The organism is Paenibacillus mendelii, assembly GCF_024498075.1.
GTDB lineage: Bacteria > Bacillota > Bacilli > Paenibacillales > Paenibacillaceae > Paenibacillus_Z > Paenibacillus_Z mendelii.
On sequence record NZ_JANHOF010000018.1, the window covers coordinates 57,835 to 77,409 of the forward strand.

Annotated in this window: 16 protein-coding genes, 2 pseudogenes and 1 riboswitch; of the genes and pseudogenes, 9 read left to right on the forward strand and 9 right to left on the reverse strand. The window is 46.7% G+C overall.

Annotated features, from left to right (window positions below; all coding sequences use genetic code 11):
• Positions 1–56: 56 nt before the first annotated feature.
• Positions 57–5,573, forward strand: a complete 5,517-nt coding sequence (locus NNL21_RS30950) for a sugar-binding protein (protein WP_204819050.1) — start codon at positions 57–59, stop codon at positions 5,571–5,573.
• A gap of 201 nt (positions 5,574–5,774) precedes the next feature.
• On the opposite strand, the gene tatC is transcribed toward NNL21_RS30950, so the two are convergent.
• Together tatC and NNL21_RS30960 are read right to left on the reverse strand one after the other, a co-directional pair.
• Complete coding sequence (gene tatC, locus NNL21_RS30955) at positions 5,775–6,536, reverse strand: twin-arginine translocase subunit TatC (RefSeq protein WP_204819051.1); 762 nt, start codon at positions 6,534–6,536, stop codon at positions 5,775–5,777.
• Between the two features lie 101 nt (positions 6,537–6,637).
• Positions 6,638–6,874: a twin-arginine translocase TatA/TatE family subunit gene (locus NNL21_RS30960; RefSeq protein ID WP_204819052.1), complete on the reverse strand. Its 237-nt coding sequence runs from the start codon at positions 6,872–6,874 to the stop codon at positions 6,638–6,640.
• A gap of 278 nt (positions 6,875–7,152) precedes the next feature.
• Here NNL21_RS30960 and NNL21_RS30965 point away from each other — a divergent pair, with 278 nt between their 5' ends.
• The 5 genes from NNL21_RS30965 (at position 7,153) to NNL21_RS30985 (ending at position 12,877) form a co-directional block, all read left to right on the forward strand.
• Positions 7,153–8,850, forward strand: coding sequence for a glycosyl hydrolase family 28-related protein (locus NNL21_RS30965; protein ID WP_204819053.1), 1,698 nt, complete (start codon positions 7,153–7,155; stop codon positions 8,848–8,850).
• 25 nt (positions 8,851–8,875) lie between these two features.
• Positions 8,876–10,561, forward strand: a complete 1,686-nt coding sequence (locus tag NNL21_RS36655) for an S-layer homology domain-containing protein (protein ID WP_204819054.1) — start codon at positions 8,876–8,878, stop codon at positions 10,559–10,561.
• Between the two features lie 2 nt (positions 10,562–10,563).
• Positions 10,564–10,998 (forward strand): MBL fold metallo-hydrolase, encoded by a 435-nt coding sequence (locus NNL21_RS30975; RefSeq protein ID WP_373567614.1) that lies wholly within the window; start codon positions 10,564–10,566, stop codon positions 10,996–10,998.
• Between the two features lie 60 nt (positions 10,999–11,058).
• The gene (locus tag NNL21_RS30980; RefSeq protein WP_204819055.1) at positions 11,059–11,820 is read left to right on the forward strand and encodes an SDR family NAD(P)-dependent oxidoreductase; all 762 of its coding nucleotides are present in this window, start codon (positions 11,059–11,061) and stop codon (positions 11,818–11,820) included.
• 307 nt (positions 11,821–12,127) lie between these two features.
• Complete coding sequence (locus NNL21_RS30985) at positions 12,128–12,877, forward strand: S-layer homology domain-containing protein (RefSeq protein ID WP_204819056.1); 750 nt, start codon at positions 12,128–12,130, stop codon at positions 12,875–12,877.
• 127 nt (positions 12,878–13,004) lie between these two features.
• Here the strand turns inward: NNL21_RS30985 and NNL21_RS30990 are convergent.
• The 4 genes and pseudogenes from NNL21_RS30990 to NNL21_RS31005 form a co-directional block, all read right to left on the reverse strand.
• Positions 13,005–13,139, reverse strand: a pseudogene (locus tag NNL21_RS30990) (phosphotransferase-like protein); the annotation flags it as partial.
• A 56-nt stretch (positions 13,140–13,195) separates the two neighbouring features.
• Entirely contained in the window at positions 13,196–14,014 is an 819-nt protein-coding gene (locus NNL21_RS30995) for a hypothetical protein (protein ID WP_204819057.1), read from the reverse strand.
• The gene (locus NNL21_RS31000) at positions 13,977–14,678 is read right to left on the reverse strand and encodes a hypothetical protein (protein ID WP_204819058.1); all 702 of its coding nucleotides are present in this window, start codon (positions 14,676–14,678) and stop codon (positions 13,977–13,979) included. Before NNL21_RS31000 ends, NNL21_RS30995 begins: the two co-directional genes overlap by 38 nt.
• Positions 14,654–15,124, reverse strand: coding sequence for an alpha/beta hydrolase family protein (locus NNL21_RS31005; protein WP_204819059.1), 471 nt, complete (start codon positions 15,122–15,124; stop codon positions 14,654–14,656). Before NNL21_RS31005 ends, NNL21_RS31000 begins: the two co-directional genes overlap by 25 nt.
• Before the next feature lie 158 nt (positions 15,125–15,282).
• On the opposite strand from NNL21_RS31005, the gene NNL21_RS31010 reads away from it, so the two are divergent.
• Positions 15,283–15,792 carry a MarR family winged helix-turn-helix transcriptional regulator gene (locus NNL21_RS31010; protein ID WP_204819060.1) on the forward strand — a complete coding sequence of 170 codons (510 nt, stop codon included), beginning with the start codon at positions 15,283–15,285 and terminating at the stop codon, positions 15,790–15,792.
• Positions 15,793–16,161: 369 nt separating this feature from the next.
• On the opposite strand, the gene NNL21_RS31015 is transcribed toward NNL21_RS31010, so the two are convergent.
• From NNL21_RS31015 to NNL21_RS31025, 3 genes are read right to left on the reverse strand one after another with little or no spacing between them, the layout of a single operon-like run.
• Positions 16,162–16,662, reverse strand: coding sequence for an SRPBCC family protein (locus tag NNL21_RS31015; protein ID WP_204819061.1), 501 nt, complete (start codon positions 16,660–16,662; stop codon positions 16,162–16,164).
• Positions 16,663–16,673: 11 nt separating this feature from the next.
• Positions 16,674–17,003, reverse strand: a complete 330-nt coding sequence (locus tag NNL21_RS31020; protein WP_204819062.1) for an ArsR/SmtB family transcription factor — start codon at positions 17,001–17,003, stop codon at positions 16,674–16,676.
• 21 nt (positions 17,004–17,024) lie between these two features.
• Entirely contained in the window at positions 17,025–17,360 is a 336-nt protein-coding gene (locus NNL21_RS31025; protein ID WP_204819063.1) for a DUF1801 domain-containing protein, read from the reverse strand.
• A 163-nt stretch (positions 17,361–17,523) separates the two neighbouring features.
• Here NNL21_RS31025 and NNL21_RS31030 point away from each other — a divergent pair.
• Positions 17,524–18,783: pseudogene (locus NNL21_RS31030) on the forward strand (ABC transporter permease); the annotation flags it as partial.
• Between the two features lie 235 nt (positions 18,784–19,018).
• Positions 19,019–19,225, forward strand: a riboswitch (cobalamin riboswitch).
• Between the two features lie 164 nt (positions 19,226–19,389).
• Positions 19,390–19,563, forward strand: a complete 174-nt coding sequence (locus tag NNL21_RS31035; RefSeq protein WP_204819065.1) for a hypothetical protein — start codon at positions 19,390–19,392, stop codon at positions 19,561–19,563.
• The last annotated feature ends 12 nt before the right edge of the window (positions 19,564–19,575 follow it).

The window sequence follows — 19,575 nt, forward strand, 5'->3', positions numbered from 1 at the left end:
ACTACGAACAGATGATGAATCGCTTGTGATTATGAGAAAAGGAGCAGTGATTCTTGATGAAAAAATGGAAAAGCAAGAGCAAACGATTGGCTTTACAATTGATCATCTTATGTCTAGTCATTCCGGCATTCGCCGGAGCAGGGCATGCGCCCAAGACAGCAGCGGCGACATCCGGCAATAAGATTGACAACGCAGGTTTCGAGCTGCAGTCGGGCGGCATGCCGGTCGGTTGGACGAATTCAGGAAATGCGAATTTCGGCATTAGCAATGTAGAAAAGCATTCCGGCAATTCTAGCGTCTATTTTGACTATCCGGACAACGGTGACTGGCAGCACTGGCTCTATTACTGGCGCTATACTTCAGATATACCGATTGACGAGTCGAAAGATTATGAGTACTCCGTTTGGGTCAAGGCTGAAAATGCGGGTCAGGCAGGCCTCCCGTCGCTGAACCTGGATTATTATGGCGACAGCGGATGGATAACGAATGCCGACTTTACCTTGGACACGCCGCTTACGGGGGAATGGCAGCACCTTGTATTCAAGCTCCCGCTTCATCTCCCGATTACAAAAGGCGTAAAACGAGTGATGCCGTATTTGTTAATAAAGGGCGGCACAGGCAGGGTCTATTTTGACGATGTATCTTTTGTTCAATTAAACGCGGATACAGACCCCGAGCCGACAGAAGGTACATACAGCGTGTGGACAGCTCCGAGCGTCATGAACCTGAAACGGGATGCCGCTCCGCTCTCTTCAACCGAAGTAAACCTAGAGATGGCCAAACGTGAATATCAGAGCGGACAGGTGCTGCTCACGGCCGAAGGCGGATATGCAAATATCACGAACGCCGAAATATCGGATTTAACTTCAGGCAGTGCAACTATACCTGCAAGCCAGGTAGAAGTTCTTGTGCAGCATTATGTAAAAACGACCAACAAGTCTAATAGCGCATACGAGCCGGGCTGGTATCCGGATGCATTAATTCCGTATTCGCCATATATGAATTTGCATGGATCGATTCAGGTGCAAAGCGGCAATAATCAAGCCATCTGGTTTACGGTAAAGACAGAAGAGGACACGCCAGCCGGCGTGTATACAGGCACCATTTCGATCACGGCCAACGGCAGTGTGGCACAGGTGCCGATTACGGTGAAGGTAAGAAATTTTGCGCTGCCGGAGCAAAATCATTCGCAAACCGCTTTTGCGATATGGGGCTCGATGCTGCCTGCGGGATATCCGGGCTTGGTGGAGGACTCTCCTGAATATTGGGCGATTTATCGGAACTATTATGAATTTCTATTAAACTATCACGTGACGCCCACCTACTTGCCTATCCCGTGGGATTACGAGCATTATGCAGAAAACGCCGAGCCTTATGTCAATGATCCGCGTGTATCCGCTTACAATATTCCTTACGCGGTAGGCGATTTTGACAAAGGGCCAAACGGCGAAGACAGCAGAGCGGAGAAGCTCGTTCAAAGTTTAGGGAACGAAGGCCTGCTGGATAAAGCCTATTACTATTTGGGCGGAGAGATTGACGAGCCGACGCCGGCCAAGTTCGATTTGGTCAAGCAGCGCAGCCAGCAAATCGCGGCTATTGATCCTGATTTAAGACATATTGTAACGACCAGTCTTCACCCGGATCTCATCCAAGATGTCAATACGTTTGCGCCATTATTCCGTGATTTTGAAAGCGAGGAATATTTGCAGCAGGTCAAGAATTTTCAAGCGAACGGCGGCAATATGTGGTGGTATGGCTGCGTCGTACCTGCGAATCCATACCCGACGTACCATATTGACGACGACCTGATCAGTGCGAGGCTCGTCCCTTGGATGCAGCGATCTTACGGCATTGAGGGGAATTTGTACTGGTCGGTAAACGTTTATCAGAAATGGACCGGCAGCCAGTATGTTGCGCGCGATATCTGGAATGATCCGATGGCATTCCCGGGAGCTAACGGAGACGGATTTTTATTGTATCCTGGCGCGAAATACGGCATGAACAGCCCGATTGCCACGTTGAGACTGCAAACGATTCGCGACGGCAACCAAGACTTTGAATATTTGTGGCTGTTGGAGGATCGGATTAAACAAGCAGCGCAGCAACTTGGGGTACAAGTATCCGCCAAGGAATTAATACAGCCATACTATGATCGTTTGTTTACAAATGTGAAATCGTTTACAAAAGATCCGCAGGATCTGCAGCAGGTAAGAAGTGAAATCGCAGATTTTATTGAAGAGCTATCAAAAAATCCGCAGGCACTTGTTTTAATTAATGATCTGCCTCATGAGTTTACTAAAAAAGAAGTTGTCGTGTATGCGGCGAAGGGAACTGAGGTCACTATTAATGGTGAAAACATTAATGGTGCGGCGATTGCAGGCAATTCCATAAGCGATCGTTACAGCTATACGATGAATTTCGGTTTAGGTACAAATGATCTTTCTATCAAGCTCAAGCAAGGCGTTAATGAATTGACGGTTACGAAACGAGTCGTCATTAAATCTCTAATTATAGAGCCTATTATGCTAAAAAAAGTAATTAACAATTTCCTTGACCAACAGATGATTAGTGGAATAACACCTGTGTATGGATCCACTATTGTAGGCATTACAGAGGATCATGCGAAAGGGGATGGCAAAGCGCTAAGAGTAAAGATTCCTGCGAGCGATCAGGAAAGCTATCCTGGAATACGCATTCCTGTAGACGCAGAACTGAAAGATTTCACATGGGCCAAAACGGTTGAATTTGACACTTTTAATCCAACCAATGAGCAAAAATATATTTTTATTAAGCTTATTGATAAGAGTGGCGTTGCCTCTGATCATCGTATAGGCATTATAGTACCAGGGGACAATCATGTATCGTTTGAACTATCAGAATTAAAGAACGATGTTTCCGATATAGCCTCTATTACACTCTATACATTGACAGACAGTCAGGAAGCAGAATTATATTTCAGCGATCTTTATCTATTGGGAATTGATAGAGAGGCGATGAAACAGTACGATCTTCCATTTAGTCAGGTTGCTCCCTATTTGGATGGAAAACTGAACGAGCCTATGTGGAATGTGCGTATGCCGTTAACCTATCAAACAGGAGTTACTGACAATGAAGCCGCAGTCTCATTTAATTACAATGATGAGTATTTATTTGTAGCAGCAGCGGTTAAAGATCATCATGTCATCAACTCCGGCGCGTCCAATCCGTGGGATGACGATTCATTGGAAATCTATGTGGATGGGACAGGTAAGCGAGGTGCGTATGATGATCATACGGTCAGATATGTTTTTAGGGTAAATGACCCTCAATTATATATTTATCGAGAGAACCCTAGAGCGAATGAAAAGATTAAATACAGCTACGCCGCTACAGCAGATGGTTATAACATGGAGATCGCTATTCCATGGCGATCGCTTGATATTAATCCGATCGTAAACAACATCATCGCCCTCACCGCTCATGTGAACGATAAGGATGTCGATGATGCCAGTGTTGCAGCGGCAGGAAAGCTCATCTTGACGGAGGATAGCTCACAGGATACCGTATCTTCCTCAGCATGGCTGCCCAAAAAGTTTGTAAAAGAAAAAACAGTCTACAAGCTTGAATCGGTTAACCAAGCCGCGATGAATATCGACGGGATAGTCGATGAAGCAGCCTGGAATACGAATTGGAACATCAGCTATAAAGCCTTTGGCAATTTGCTTGATGAAAGCAGCGGAGGCAGATTGGGATTGCTGTGGAGCCCGGAATATTTGTACGCAGCCTTTGACGTAAAGGATGGGCATATCAGAACGACGACTACCAATTCGGTTTGGGAAGATACAAGCGTCGAATTGTTCGTGGACAGTAACTTTGTCCAAGGTCCGCGCGACAGCAAAACACATCAATACACCATTCGAGTTGATGATCCTGTTACTTATTATAATGGCTTTCCAGATGCTAACCTTACACAAGGTATTATTCAAAAAAGCACGCGTACGGGGGATGGCTATCAGGTCGAGATGGCGATTCCCTGGACAACGATCGGCATTACGCCTGAAGCAGGCAAAAAGATAGGAGCTACGGCGCATATTAATCTGGTGGAACCTAACAATCTGAACGGAGTGGCTCTCAGCTTGGCGGACAATGGCTTGCAGGACGGAGCTAACACGGCTAACTATGTTGCCTTTGAGTTAAGAATGCTTCCGGCAGTGAGTAGCTACACGGTGAGCTTCCAAACATACGGCGGCACAGCGGTAGCGAATCAAACTGTCGTCGACGGAAGCAAGGCGACGCAGCCAGCCGCTCCGACGAAAGAGGGCTATACGTTCGGTGGCTGGTACACAAGCAGCACGTACGTAACGGCATTCGACTTCGACGCAGCGATCGCGGGCAATGTGACGGCGCATGCGAAGTGGACGGCGATTCCGGTAGATCCGGAAGTTCCGCCAACCTCCTCGCCTGGAGGAACTTCGGGGGGCGGTCAAGAAACGGGTTCGTCGGCTAGGGAGTATGTGGTGAAGGCGCAAGATATTTTATCGGAGAAGCCGCAAATTACGCTTGCAGCGGGAAAAGAGACAGCAACGATCTCGCTTGAGCTGCTTAAGCAGCTTCAACAGCAACATAAGCCGCTGACGATTGAGCAGGGCGGGGCGCAATTGTCGCTTAGCCCGGAGTCGATAGAGGAATTGCTGAAGTCCGGCGCGGCAGCCGGCTCCGCCAATCTGACGCTTGAACTGAAAGCCGTGACGAAGCAGGAAGGTCAAAGTCTTGTTTCGCTTGCCGCTAGCAAGCAAAAAGCCGATATTTCATTGCCGGATCAGGTGTGGGAAGTTTCGGTAAAATGGAAGCAAGGCTCGAACGAGCAAGCGGCGAAGCTGCTCGGTGCGCCGCTGACATTGTCCTGGCCGCTCGCCGAAAAACCGGCTAACTATCACCTTTATCGCATTGGAGAGGGTGGAGAGCTTGTCTACTTGCAAGAAAAAGTAGAGAATGGCCGGATCACCGTCCAATTGCTGGAGGCAGGCAAGATAGCGGGCTTGGTGTTTGTGAAGAAATTCGATGATTTATTCAAGGTTCAATGGGCGCAAGAGGCCATCCGTGAACTTGCTGCCAGACAGATTCTGAAAGGCACGTCAATGACAACTTTTGCGCCTGACCGCGAGATAACGCGCGCTGAGTTCGCAGCAATATTGGCAAGAACGCTGGGGCTTGCCGATCACGGAAGCGGCACATTTGCAGACGTAAGCGCTGATGCGTGGTATGCAGTTGCAGTCAATGCAGCTGCACAGGCGGGATTGATCAATGGCCAGGGCAACGACTGCTTTGCTCCGAATGCGGCAATTACGCGCGAGGAAATGGCGGTTATGCTGCAGCGAGCTGTGGAATGGCAGACCAAGCAAACATTCCAACCCGATTTAACTCATAGCTTTGGAGATGACGCGCAAATTTCTCCGTGGGCAAGAGGGGCAACTCAAGTTTTGGCAGAGCTGGGCATTATGGTCGGAAGAAGCAATAACCATTTTGCGCCGAAAGTGTCTGTTACTCGCGCCGAAGCAGCGCAGGCCATCTATAATTACCTGAATAAACAATAATCGCCATGAACCGCCGTGCTAGTACCGATGTGCCAGCACGGCGGTTTAAACGTGCCGGGATGTTTCTTCTGGCTCTGCTCCGTTCCGCAGGGAGGTGCCGAACATACCCGGCCATTGTGCCGGCTTTGCACAAGGTCGTGTACGGCCGCAACGATGAAGCCCCCCAATTCGCGAGGAATCGCGCTTTGGGGGCTTTTCGACTTACCCTTCATTCTCTCTCATTTGCATGCGCTTGCTGTAAGCGACGTTTGACAATAACACGCTGAATTCATACAGCAATAGGAGAGGTACAGCTACGAGCATGTCCGATATGGCATCTGGCGGGGTGACCATAACACCAATCAGGATAAGAACAAACCATGCGATCTTGCGCGCTTTCTTGAGGATGCGGGGATTCAGAATGCCGATTCGACTCAGAAAGAGAACAATAATCGGGAGCTCGAACAATAGGGAAATGGGCAGAAGGATATTAAATAAAAAAGAAAAATACGCCATGACACCATAGGTTTGCGCCAAGCCCATGTTGTCCGTCATTTTCTCCGTGAATAGGAACGCCATAGGGAAGACAACGAAGTAGGAAAATGTTAAGCCGACGAGGAACAGGATCAATGCCCACGGTACGTAACGCAATGTTGCTCTCTGTTCCTGTTTCCCGAGCGCAGGACGCACAAAGGACCACAATTGGAACATCGTATGTGGAATAGCCAGAACAAACGAAATCACAAATGCAAACTTCATATATAATCCGATCGCGTCCCATGGTGAGAACGCATTCAAGTGCAGATGGCGGGTAGGTGCGGCGGCAACCAAATAGTTAAAGAGCGGTTGTGCGCCGAATAAACCGCCAGCCAGCCCGAGCGTAAATACGATTAAACAATAAATGATCCTTTTACGCAACTCGCCCAAATGCCCCGTCAACGGCATCCATTCATCATCGCGAAGTGAGTCTGGACTTTCCTTCATTCCTATTCGCCCCCATATAACAATAGGACTGTCCTCATCGCAAATGGACCATTTACGCTGAAGACAGTCCCTTCAATTGATTTGCCAGTCAATCCGTTTGCTTATTCCGAAAGATGTGGTTCCGCCTTCAACTGCCCGTTTTCTTTCGGAGAGACGTCCACACGGCGTGTCAAACTCTCTTGAGAATCATCGACGCTAACCAAATCGTTAGCGCCTTTCTTGAACTCGCGCAATGTACGTCCGAACGCTTTTCCTAATTCGGGAAGCTTGTTAGGACTAAACAGCAACAGGGCGATAAGCACAAGCAAAATGATACCCGACGCACCCATTCCGGCCATAGATAAACCTCCATTTCTGCTTATTCACAGTAAATTCGCTTACCTGATCCTCACTATACAGTCGGGACAATTTTGCAATTATAGGCATTTTTAAACTTTTATATGCATTTGTATACTGGGTTTCGCCCGTATATTTCGGGATTCGCGAGGTTGTATACAAAGGTAAGCAAAAGTAGAGAGATGCATATCGAATCGTATACAACCTACCTATATACTCGGGCTGTGATACACCTGTATCATGATTAGCTTCTATCTCTTACTATACGGAGGTAACAACGATGCACAACGGAATGGAAGACATGGAAGGAACGGAACTGCAGCACTCGGGCAACACAGCACAGAACGAAAAGCAAGGGCTGATTAGCAGGAGAACGATGCTGGCTTCGTTAGGGATGGCGGGTGTTGCACTGGCTTCTTCGGGATTGATTGGAGGAGCGATTTCTACAGCTCATGCGGAGAGCGGCGATCGGCGCAAGACAGTTAAAGATATAATGTCGGAAAACTCGGTTGTTCACGTGTCGATCGCAGATTTGCGCGCACTAAACAATCAGAGTCCTGAAACGGTGTACTATGTAACGGATTCAGGGCAAGAAGGGATGTTCCGTTTGAATGCGACGGACACGACTTCTACGGATAATGTAGGAACGAAACTTGTTGCTGCTTCCGGAGCGAGATTTGAAAGGATTATCGATGACATGATTAATGTAAAATGGTTTGGGGCTAAAGGAGACGGCCTTCACGATGACACGACCGCCATTCAGCAAGCGATCGATGCTAAGCAAGGCACGGTGTTTCTACCGAAAGGGAGATATTTGACATCTGCTCCAATAGTGGTGCAGACAGGCGATGCGCTAGTCGGCGAAGGCCCTGAAGTTACGATTATTGAGAAAACGACAACGACTGCTGCAACATTAGGCACCAGAACCATGTGGAGTGCGGTAGATAATTACAATGTCGATGCGGTCATCATTGCACTGGCCCCAAATGACGACTACGTGAGATATCTTCATATTGAAGGAATCATGGCTAAACGCGGTGAAACACCTACTACATTGCCCAAAAATGCGTCCTACTGCTTCTATGCTCCCCGGATTTATTTTCTTACACAAAAAAACGTGGAATATCGCCATGCCGAGACGGGGTACTACACAGCGAATGCCTGGATGGTGACATTGGAGCGGGTATCGTCGCGTTGGGTAAACAAAGGTTTTGTGTGCGGCGACTACGATGCGCAAGGCGGAGGAGGAACAAGCCATACTGTCACCTCTTGTTGGGCGGGAGGCTGTGAGAAGTGGGCATGGAAAATTAACGTCTCCTATTCCAACTTTATTGCATGCGGAGCAGATTATATTGGATTCAACGCTGATAACCCGCCAGAGTATGTTTACCAGCTTCGTGGCATTGCATTGACTTTGACCGGTTGCGGCACGGAAGAAGCCAGAGGTACACTCATATCCGTTCATGATATACCTTCTATAGGATTAGCAAGTTCTGTCAACATCGTAGGCTTTATGACCTATAACTATTATGGAGACCGGACAGTGCCTGGATCTTATGTCGTTAGTGTACGGAATAATTCTCAGCTCACCATAACCGGCGGAGATATGGCGGTCGTGAGCAATGCGCATGCCAAATTCGCCGAAGTTACTAACAGTTCGAAATTATTTATCAACGGATTGACAACGAATCTGAATTATTTGGATGATTCAGAAATCGTTTGCTCGAACAAGGGAGAAGCCTCTATCGCAGGGGCCAAAATGAAATCGCTGGCCGAAGGTCAGGATAAAAGAGACAGCTTTTCAACGAACGGCAGCATTAACATTGTGGGCGCCTGGAATAAAGGGCAGCTCAAATTCACCGATTCAACATCCAAACAAGCCTCTCATCTGTGGGTTGATGCTTCCGGTTCTCTACGCTTCAAGAAGAACGGCGCACCGACGTCGGATACCGACGGTCAAGTGGTTGCGCTAGTGTAGGGGGGCGGACAACAGCACCAGGACGGTGACTGTCGGCTCAAGCCCTTCGGCGCTGGCGATCTACGAGGATGGCAATAAAGTTTATGTCGCGAATGCCGGCAGCAATAACGTCACAGTCATTGATGGAGCAACGTATGCAATAACGCAGATCTCAAGCGGCAAGAACCCTGTCGCTCTTGCGGTAGATCCTGTCTCTGCGCATGTGTACGTGGCGAATTTTAATGGCAATTCGCTGACGGTCATTGTAGAGCGTCGCACAACAGAAATGGATTTAAGCAGCCTGACGTTAAGCGTCGGCAGTCTCACTCCGGCATTCGATCCGCTCACGAACAATTACAGCGTTAACGTCGATAATGGGATTTCAACATTGACGGTTACCGCGTCAACCGTTCATGAAGGGGCATCGATTCGTGTAGGGGCAACAGCATACGGCAATAGCGCTGTCGTTCCAGTCACTCTGCACGTAGGGAAGAATGAGTTGGTCATTCAGGTTCAATCGCCGGATGGGTATAGGAGCCGTGGGTATAACCTGACCATTTATCGCGCCAGCGGCACTGCGCCCGAGACGCCTACAGACGGAGGCCATTCCACTCCTCCTAACGGTCAAGGGACAGACTCGAGCGGAATAACGACTGTTCCTGGCAGGCTTAAACTTGCCCCTTCAACGGCTACGATCAGCGTGACACCTGATACCGACGGAACTCCCGTGTATAAGGCCGTCCTTCATGCGGAACCGCTGATGAAGGCGCTCGGCATGCTGAAGGACAAGGAACAGAGCGAACGAGTCGTTACGTTTGAAATCACTGGAACCGAACAGGTGCGGCAGGTTGGCATTCCGGGTCAGGTGATACTCGATTCAGCCAGCTTGAATGAGACCTTCATCAGAATCAAAGCTGCCAATGCCGATTACAGCTTGCCGACCCATCAGGCATCTCTCGTATCCTTCTTGCAGCAGCTTGGACAGGATCAAGCGAACAAAGCGATCATCTATGTGTCGATGAGAACGATCACAGGTTCCGACGCGCAACGAATTGCCGATCATCTGGCGGAGGCGGGTATCGAACTGCTCGGAGACATCGTTGACTTTACGCTTACGGTGGAGACTAACGGTAAGAGTTATACGCTCTCCGATTACGGCAGCACGTATGTGGCAAGAAGCCTCTATCTTCCAGGAACGATTGATGCTTCCCACAGCACGGCGGTTGTCATTGATCCGGTCACCGGCAACGTTTCCTTCGTTCCTTCCGTATTCAGAGCGGCTGACGGGGGCACGGCAGCAACCATTTATCGAAACACAAGCAGCCTGTACGCGGTTGTGCGTTCTATGAAAACATTCGCCGATCTGTCCGGACATTGGGCGAAATCCGATGTGGAATTGCTTGCGTCCAAACAAATTGTAAAGGGTGTTTCCACAAAGAACTTCGCTCCGAACAATAACGTAACGCGAGCTGAGTTTGTCAGCTTGATCGTGCGCGCACTCGGACTTGGCGAGGAAGCGTCGTATACCGAGAGGTTCATCGACGTTTCGGCAACGGATTGGTTTGTCGGAGCAGTTGGCGCCGCATCCAAGGTCTCTATCGTTAACGGCCTGGAAGACGGCACTTTCCGTCCCGGAGAAACGATCACGCGGGAACAGATGGCAGTGATGTTGTCGAATGCGTTGAAATTTGCGATCAACAAATTCGCGGCATCGACCACGGCGAATGTCTGAATTTGGATGGTGGTATAAGCGTGCACGCCCATGCGGCCAAGCACGAGGATTTTGAATCGACGGCGGAGGGTCATCATCTTTTTCTAAGTTACATGCTGCGGTTCGGCGATGATCTTGATTTGTTTCATGCGGGAGACACGATTGCCTTTCCGGAGCTGGAGGCGTGGGTTGAGCCGTTTCAGCCGGATATCGCGATGCTGCCGATTAACGGGCGCGATTACGTTAGACAAACGGCGGGCATATCCGGCAATATGAACTATCGGGAAGCGGCCGATTTCGGTTATCGCGTCGGCGCGCGGCTGATCGTGCCTATGCACGTCGGTCTGTTCAGGCACAATGACGAGAATCCGGCCTATTTTGTCGACTATCTGAGTACCGTTTATCCGAATCAGCCTTTTCATCTTTTTGCATCGGGAGAGAGAAGTGTGTTTCCTTAAAGGATGAGGAAATGCGTTAATAGAAGTTGCCAACAGTAAACGACGAGAGGATCGAGCGGCATGAAATTGCGGAACAAAGTGGCCTTGATGACTGGAGGGGCGACCGGAATCGGCAAAGCGGTCTGCCTTGCCTATGCCGCGGAAGGCGCCAAAGTTGTCGTCAATTATTGGAATACGCCGGAGGAGGCGGAACAGGTCAGGGCTGCCATAGTCGCGTCCGGGGGCGAAGCGATCGTCCAGCAGGCGGACGTATCCAATGAGGCCGAAGTCGGGCGAATGATTCGGGCGATCGGAGAAATCTGGGGCGGCGTCGATATTGTCGTCAATAATGCCGGCATTTACCCGAACAAAACATGGTACGAAATTACCGAGGAAGAATGGGACCGGGTCCTGAACGTCAACCTGAAATCATGCTTTCTGATTTCCAAGGCGGTGTTTCCTTATATGAAGGAGCGGAATTACGGCAAAATCATTAACGTCTCCTCGGTAACTTTCCTTAGAGGGCAGAAGGGATTCGTACACTATGTGGCCTCCAAGGGCGGCATCGTCGGGTTTACGCGCGCCATGGCAAGAGAGGTCGGCGAACACGGTATTACGGTCAATGCCATATCGCCCGGAGCTGTCGTGACGGAGCAGGAGCTGCTCACATACAGCGAGGAGCATTTGGAGGAATCGGCCGCTTACTTGGCGAAGGAGCAATGCTTTGCCAGGCGGCAGCTTCCCTCGGACATGATCGGCGGCTTCGTCTTCCTCGCTTCGCCCGACAGCGATTTTATTACAGGCCAGTTGCTCAATATCGACGGCGGCTGGGCGATGCACTAATACATCCAGGAAAGACGCAGTCCAGATCGCGCAATGTCGGCGAACGGACCCAAAAATACGATCGCCCGCAAGGGCAGATGCGTCGTCCTGCAAATCAAGAAGCGAAAACCAACCCTTCGTCGGGCATCCGACGAAGGGTTTTTTACAGGATGGATGAATGTGACGCCGCAGGAGTAAATGGATTTATTAAATAGTATACAAATGTAGATAAAAGTAGAGATATGCCTGTGGAAGCGTGTTTATTTCGAAAGATATGCTGTAGCTAGGGCATGAACAGCGCTTTATATTTTGAAGGGAGGCTACATAAATGGCAAAGACGATCAATCAGCGTTTGCTGCCGATCGTAATCGTCATGAGCATGATCGCATCGCTGTGGGGGCAAGTTGCCGCTAGTGCAGCAGCAAGCGGGGAAGCAAGTGTTCAATCGGATCTGTCCGGACATTGGGCGGAGGATACGATGGCGAAATGGGTGGAGAACGGCCTGTTAATCGGAGATGGCGCAGGACAATATCGCCCGAACGATGTGATATCGAGAGCGGAGTTCGCAGCGCTCGTCGATCGCGTATTTAATCTGCCGCTGCAAGCGGCGGAAGTCAATCCGTTTGCTGATGTGAAGAGTAACTCCTGGTACGCCGGCGCGATTGCCAATGTATATGCCGGCGGCATGATTCAAGGGACGGGCAAGGACAAGTTCGAACCGGAAGCCGCGATTACGCGGCAGGATGTGGCTGTCATTCTTGCGCGCGCTTTTGAGTTGCAGGATGCGCCATCGACAGGGGCAGGGGCCGCATTCAGCGATGCAGCGAGCATTTCCGCTTATGCGTCCGCGGCTGTTGCTTCGCTTCAAAGCCGCCAATACATTAGAGGCAGAAGCGGGAATCGCTTTGCTCCTCAAGAGCACATCACAAGAGCTGAAGCCGTGCAAATGATCGACAACGTCATGGGATCGCTCATTCGGAATGAAGGGACTTACGAACGAGATTACGCAGGCAATGTCGTCGTGAACACCGCGGGCGTGGAGTTGAAAAATCTCGTGATCGCAGGCTGCGTTTGTTGACGACAAGCGTTCCTATCAATTGAGAATTCTTGATTTTCACACTGTTGCTCCCGCCGCCGAACACGTACGTATTACCTTTCACCGTTACGCCGTCCAGCAAAACATCCCCTTCGCCGACGCCTTGCGTCTTTTCGGCACATTCTATTGGATTCATCTCTTCAGTATTTACTTCGAGGTCATATTCATCAATGCAATATACTTTGCTGAACTGTGAAGCTGCTAGTCCAATATTTCTATCTCCTCTTGTTACATATCTATGCAAACAATATACCAGAGTGTTTGCTGTTGTAAGAAATCCCACTATGTTCAAAACTTTCTTTAAAGTGCCAAGGTAGCAGTATTGGCAACTCCAATCATCGTGATGATCAAGGTATTCACCATAGCACCAAGCCACACGTTCCCTGTCAATTTGTATAGGCTGCGACTAATGATTGCAGCTGCAAATAGTAAGAAAATAAACGGAAGCAGTACCATCGGATAAAGTCTTGTTTCTTGCCAAAATGCATTACCTGTCGTAAATAATACAGCATACTGGATTCCGTTAATAAGCATAATACCTAGCACGCTTCCCAGTCCAGCGACAACCATATTTGCTTTTTCAGACTTGATATTACTAAAACTCAATATATTTATTAAGAGCGCATTTATTAGATAGAAAATGAAGAAGAACGGCAAATAGTTCATCCATACCAATAACTTATCTGAATTAAATGTAAATACTCCGAGTATCCAAAATTTAAAATCAGCGTTTAAGAGATAGTCTGCCGCATATACAATACCGAAAAAGATTCCGTAGATGCAAAAAGCAAGAATAAAAGTTTTTCCTGCTTTGCTCAGACCGATTTTTAATCCTAATTGTTCCAAAGAAAGCTCAGCGTTATTTCTTTTCTCCAATTTGTACTTCCACACAAATAGTGCCGCTCCAATAAGGCTGCTAAACATTGCCCATATCAAGATATAGTTTGTAATGGGCTGCGCAAACCATTTTACAGACATGAAATTGGACGTGCTTTTAAAAATCACTTTATCTAGATTTAAAGCTACAATTACGCCAATAGCAGAAAAAATCCAATTAAGCGACCAGCTGATCCAAAAAACTCTAGTTTTCTTTGTGCTTTTTTTCCGTTTGCAGCGCATTAGCTATAGAACTGCTTTGTTCTTTTGCTAATTTTAAGTGCTTAAAGAACGGAATTTCCAACAAGTAATAGGATGCTGGGAAAATCAATAGAAAAATACCTAATAATCCAATAAAGCTAACTAGCTCTTTCCAGATCCATATTTGATTAGTATTTTTTATTTGTGGTGAAATCTCAAAGGCATGGCTGAAAAAGTCGACTGTGTAAGCAACAGTATTCTTTGAAAAATGTGCCCATTCATGCGTTTGCTTTGGATTATAAACTACTCTCAGTGTTTGATTTTCTGCATCTCCATAATATTTACCTACATTAAAGCCCGAATGCTGCTCAGCTTTTGAAAAAATCGAGTTCACTGCGACTAAGGCCTCATCAGCGTTGTTGGAGAGATCGCCATTGCCTTGAGACAAATCATAATTCCCCTCATCATATTGACCATAAATAATTCCCATATTAGCGTGAATTTGACTAAATACCTTTTCACTCGATAAACGGATATTTCCCACCGGCAATCCTGCTGCGACCTTGTTTAAAGAATTAGCATATTCCTTTTCGCTGTCTGTTATTGTCTCGGCGCCTTCTGAATCGGGCGTCTTCGCTTCTTCAATTGCTGCATAATATTGTGAACCGTAGTGCATTAACGTCAACCATGCGGACATTCCACCCATAGAATGCCCCATAACACCGACCTGTCATGATCAATGTAATCGAGACTTCGATAGGCAAATTCCACTAGAGGTATCATTCCCTCACCATTTGCTGCTACTGCCTTCATGACTGGCTCGCTCGCCGAGCTTGATTTTCCATGATAGTAGGCATCGAATGTCATTACTGCAATTCCTCTGCGTGATAATTCAATAGCATTTAAATTTTGCATATGTTTATTGTTTAGATAACCATGCTCGGTAATAACTAAAGGAACCTTGTGCTCCGCATTTGATTGTTCAGGTTTAAAAATCTGCCCAGACAGCCACTGCCCATTTTCAGTTGGCAGCTTAAAATTAATAATTTCTACCTTTCCAAAAGAAGTTTGCAAAAAACCTGATAAACAAGCGCTTACAAATATCATCAACACAGAAACGACAAGCAATCTTCTTATTATCTTTTTCTCCATATAAACACTACCCCTCAACTATTTAGTTTCTATTGGAAACTATATAGTTTTTATACTATACTTTTTAATTGAAAGCAATAGAGATTCTCTAGCTATGTTAATATTATAATTTTTGATATAATTTTAGGAGCTAAATTGACGGGAAAAGAGGGATTTCTATGCCAGTTGAATGGATGGGGAAATATAGAATATTTGTGGAGAAGATTGTTAAATTTGGAAATTCCTATGCAGACTCCTACAAAAAAGAATACCCCTATAATACTGTTTTTTTATTTTCGGCTGCACAAATTCAAGTGCTGGAATATCTATTGGAGAATGAAGATAAAAACCAAAACATGCTGGAAATTGCAAAACGGCTGGGAATATCTAAGAGCGCATTTTCAAAACATGTAAAAAAAATGGTGGAAAAAGGGCTGCTCGAAAAGTACCATACATCTGATAATAAGAAAAACATTATCATTAAGGTTTCCACAATAGGCAAAGAAGTATATAGCCAATATGTACAATACGCTTATGAAAAATGCTTCAAAAAAATATTTTCCCTACTGGATGAAATCCCTATGCAATATATTGAGAAAATGGAAGCTATTTTAGATATCTCAGCTAGCGCTACAACTGAAAAAACAAAGCAAAAGAAAGAGGTTAATCTCATTCTTATCGAGGAATAAGTGAAGCACGAGAATTTTAACAAAACTGGTTAGTGGATAATAAATTGTATTAGTAGAAAATAGAGTTCGTTAGTGAATGTTCACTTTTGTGAACTGCACAAAGCAATGCCCGTGTCGGGTGACAAGAATATCTATACAAAGGAAGTCGCATACACAGAGAAAAGTGATTCACCATAGAGGGAGGATAGCATGGGGAAGCATATAATATTGGTGCATGGAGTTGCTCTGATTGATAAATTCTGCCGAGGAATTTTTTCGACATAGAGAAATCCAATGAATATTAAAAACCCACGCACCATAAATGGCGCGCGGGATGTAAAATACACCAGTTCTGGATTAGTAATTCTTGCTTTCAGGTTGATTAATAAATCATAGTTGGCTAGATAGATAATTAGCAAGCTGCTCGAACGTACCCTCAAATCCTTTTGCAGCCATTGGAGCCATTGCATCGTATGCTGCCTGTTCCTCAGCAGTTGCATGCAGAGGTCCACCTTGAAGCGTCAGGACGGTTTTTCCGTCTACTTCTTCGAGCGTCAGGATGTTCAAAATTTCAAGCGGCCAGTGCGGGTTGAACGGAGCGCGGATGATGCTGCCTTCCTCATCAGAGAAGGATTGGACCCATACCAGCTTCTCTGGCGCCTGGACTTCTTGATAAACAAATTTGCCCCACATGACGTGTTGCCCATCCGGCGACTTCTGACATCCGAGGAACATTCCGCCTGGGCGCACGTCCATCTTTACGACTTCAAGTGTGAATCCTTGGGGTCCCCACCAGTTGCCAAAATGATCAGGCTCGGTCCACACCTTATACACAAGCTCTCTCGGAGCATGAAATTCACGTTTTAGAAATAGTCCTTGTTGGTTATTCATACGAGTCCTCCTTAAAATTTTTGCTCATCTGATTTCTGCAATTCCATTAGATAATTATCTAAACGGTCGAAACTGTCTTCCCACAATTTACGATAGGAATCCAGCCATCCGTCTAATTCCATCAACGGTTCCAGTCGTAGGTGGAAGATGCGCCGATTGGCATCCGGTCGCATTTCGACCAAACCTGCTTCATGTAAATATTTTAAATGTTTGGAGGCCTGGGGCTGTCGTAACTGCAGCCGATTCCCGACTTCTCCGACTGTAAGGGGTCCCTTGCTTAAAAGTTCAACTATCTTCAATCGGGTAGGTTCCGCAAGTGCGCCCAGGGTTGTCGTATTCATAGATCCCTCCCGATTATGGCGTTACAGGGTGCTGGAAGCTTGCTTAAGTAGTTCGGATAACATGGGAAGATCCGGGGAATCTCCTTCCCGAAGCTTGCCCCACTTTCTTTCCGCAGGACCATCGAAGTGTTTAGGAAATTCAATGCCAGTTGCATTCATGATCATAAATGCAATCGCGTCTTTAGAAGGGGAAATGACGGCAGCATAATGTCCGTTTTTCAGAAAATGCGGTTTCTTATATTGAATCCGTTCTTCTGCCTCCGGAATCGTCTCATGCACCAGATTGCGCAGAGTCAAGCCGATCTCGGATTGCCATTTTGGCAAATTTTCAATAAAGGCTGAAACTTCCTGATTCATTATTTTGGTTCCCTCCAATTAGCATGATTTGCTTACTCATGAATTAAATATACCTCTATGTGAATATTCCCGTCAATGAATATTTAGTTTTTTTGCCGGTAAGTACCTAAGATTGAAGAACGTCCAGCAGGAGGTGATCTAAGATGCAGAACTTCGCGCTGGCAAGTTGAACAAACGGAGATATCATGCCATCGTATTTTCGCTCGTCATCAGCATCGTTTTGTTTTTAACGGTATCGTTCTTCACCGCCAGTCTGAAACAATCCTTGGAACTGTCACAGGAAGGCGTTATTTACGATATTGAAGTATCGGACGGCAACGGAAAAAGAATAGATGACCGGTTGATTCAATCGATTGTATCCCTGGAGGGTGTAACGGAATACAACGTGATTCTCGAGTGGTATAAGAAAGCTTGGGTCGATGAAGCGTTCATCACCGATGAATTGCAAGAGAGGGTTAAGGCGGATAAGAGTTTACTTCAAGACGGAAAATATCCTTACAGTGTTAAGATTCATACATTAAACGATTCGAGCCTGCAAGTCTATGCCAAAGCGGTCGGAGCAGAATACGAACAGCTGACGGATCCGGATCATCCCGCGGCGATTATAATGGATACGATCCATTACAAAGATATGGGTACGGGAAAATATATCCAAACAAAGGCCATTAATGCGAATGTCGGTCAACGTATCGCGTTAACGAATTTCGATCAAGAAACGGGGGAAGAAACGAAGGGAAACCAAGTGACCGTTGCCGCGTTGACGGACCAAGCTCCCATGGGGATGAACCCGACAGGAGTGGGCGGGTTAAATATCATCGTTTCGGAACGCATCATGAATCGGCTGACAGACGACGAAGACATGGCTGACATTCAGACTTTCCTCCATTTGAAAAGTAGGGAACCGATGAAGACGCAGCAGGAAATCGAAAAGATACAAGGGACCAATCTACATGCCTACAATTTGTATCAATCCAGAAAAAGCGAAGAACAACAGATTTTGTTGATGTCCGTCTTTACTTATGGTTTTATCGTATTAATTTTTGCGATTTCCATTGCGAACATTGTTAATTCGATCTCGACGGGCGTATCCCTTCGAAAGCGGGAATTTGCGATGCTGAAATCCGTTGGAATGACGCCAAAGGGCTTTGCAAAAATGATGAACTATGAAAGTATTTTTTATGGGGTCAAGTCGTTGCTGTTCGGGCTTCCCATCAGCTTCGTCGTGATGTATCTGATCTATAGAGCCTTTACGAACAAATTTAGCTATGGATTCTCCTTGCCCTGGATGAGTATTCTTTCTGTCATTGCCGCCGTATTTGTCATCGTGGGTTCCGCCATGTTATATTCCGGTGCGAAAGTAAAAGGGGATAACATTATTGATGCGTTGAAGCAAGAGAGTATATCAAGAGGTATTCAAAAATGATGTTGATCAAAGCAGTTCTCAACTGGTAATGAATCTGAACTAGTCCCCACTCCGACATTGGAGGAGGGGATTTTTTTATTTCATCTGTCCCTTTGGAGGAAGAACTGTGTCGATCATCACGAAATATGAGTCGAACGGTGCAGGCTCTAGGTAAGGTCACGCGGCATAGCCTTTGACTAATTCTTGCTCTTAGCAATCGTTATGGACTATGATGTAAGTATAATTAATTTACCCAATTGCATATTCGGGAACAGGTGTCTGAACGGTAATCATGCATGTCACTCAGACTTAAAAGGGAAGTTCGGTGCGAAACCGACGCGGTCCCGCCACTGTAACGGAGGAGCAGGCAGCTCATTCCAGCCACTGATCAACTTCGATCGGGAAGGCCGCTGCCGTGTGACGATTCCGGAGCCAGGAGACCTGCCTGTTCTGACAGCACTGCTGTACCTACGGGAGATAGGGATGTGTTAGATGTACCGTCATAATTTGCGATTATGAAGGCGTCTTTCCCTATGACATTTTCAGGGGAAGACGCCTTTTTGTTGATGTCGGTAGAAAAGTTCGACCAATCGTTCACAACGACAACGACAGGGGAGGGTTCCATCGATGCGGCATGAATTGATTCATTTTTTGTCTCATGTAAAAGAAGAGAAAACGATGATTGAGGTCATAGTAAGCTTGAATGCCGATGCTTACGATAGCCTACTGCATTATCTCGCATATACATCCATGGACACGCAAGAGCATTGGCGGGAAATATTAAATAAGTTGCTTCATTAGTGTCTGTTGAAG

Excerpts from the sequence above, each read along its gene's own strand:
- NNL21_RS31015 (WP_204819061.1), bottom strand. The coding sequence starts at position 16,662 with ATGAATAACCAACAAGGACTATTTCTAAAACGTGAATTTCATGCTCCG.
- NNL21_RS31020 (WP_204819062.1), bottom strand. The coding sequence starts at position 17,003 with ATGAATACGACAACCCTGGGCGCACTTGCGGAACCTACCCGATTGAAG.
- NNL21_RS30950 (WP_204819050.1), top strand. The coding sequence starts at position 57 with ATGAAAAAATGGAAAAGCAAGAGCAAACGATTGGCTTTACAATTGATC.
- NNL21_RS31000 (WP_204819058.1), bottom strand. The coding sequence starts at position 14,678 with ATGGGTGGAATGTCCGCATGGTTGACGTTAATGCACTACGGTTCACAA.
- NNL21_RS31005 (WP_204819059.1), bottom strand. The coding sequence starts at position 15,124 with ATGGAGAAAAAGATAATAAGAAGATTGCTTGTCGTTTCTGTGTTGATG.
- NNL21_RS30980 (WP_204819055.1), top strand. The coding sequence starts at position 11,059 with ATGAAATTGCGGAACAAAGTGGCCTTGATGACTGGAGGGGCGACCGGA.
- NNL21_RS31010 (WP_204819060.1), top strand. The coding sequence starts at position 15,283 with ATGCCAGTTGAATGGATGGGGAAATATAGAATATTTGTGGAGAAGATT.
- NNL21_RS30985 (WP_204819056.1), top strand. The coding sequence starts at position 12,128 with ATGGCAAAGACGATCAATCAGCGTTTGCTGCCGATCGTAATCGTCATG.
- NNL21_RS30965 (WP_204819053.1), top strand. The coding sequence starts at position 7,153 with ATGCACAACGGAATGGAAGACATGGAAGGAACGGAACTGCAGCACTCG.
- NNL21_RS31025 (WP_204819063.1), bottom strand. The coding sequence starts at position 17,360 with ATGAATCAGGAAGTTTCAGCCTTTATTGAAAATTTGCCAAAATGGCAA.
- tatC (WP_204819051.1), bottom strand. The coding sequence starts at position 6,536 with ATGAAGGAAAGTCCAGACTCACTTCGCGATGATGAATGGATGCCGTTG.
- NNL21_RS30995 (WP_204819057.1), bottom strand. The coding sequence starts at position 14,014 with ATGCGCTGCAAACGGAAAAAAAGCACAAAGAAAACTAGAGTTTTTTGG.
- NNL21_RS30960 (WP_204819052.1), bottom strand. The coding sequence starts at position 6,874 with ATGGCCGGAATGGGTGCGTCGGGTATCATTTTGCTTGTGCTTATCGCC.
- NNL21_RS31035 (WP_204819065.1), top strand. The coding sequence starts at position 19,390 with ATGCGGCATGAATTGATTCATTTTTTGTCTCATGTAAAAGAAGAGAAA.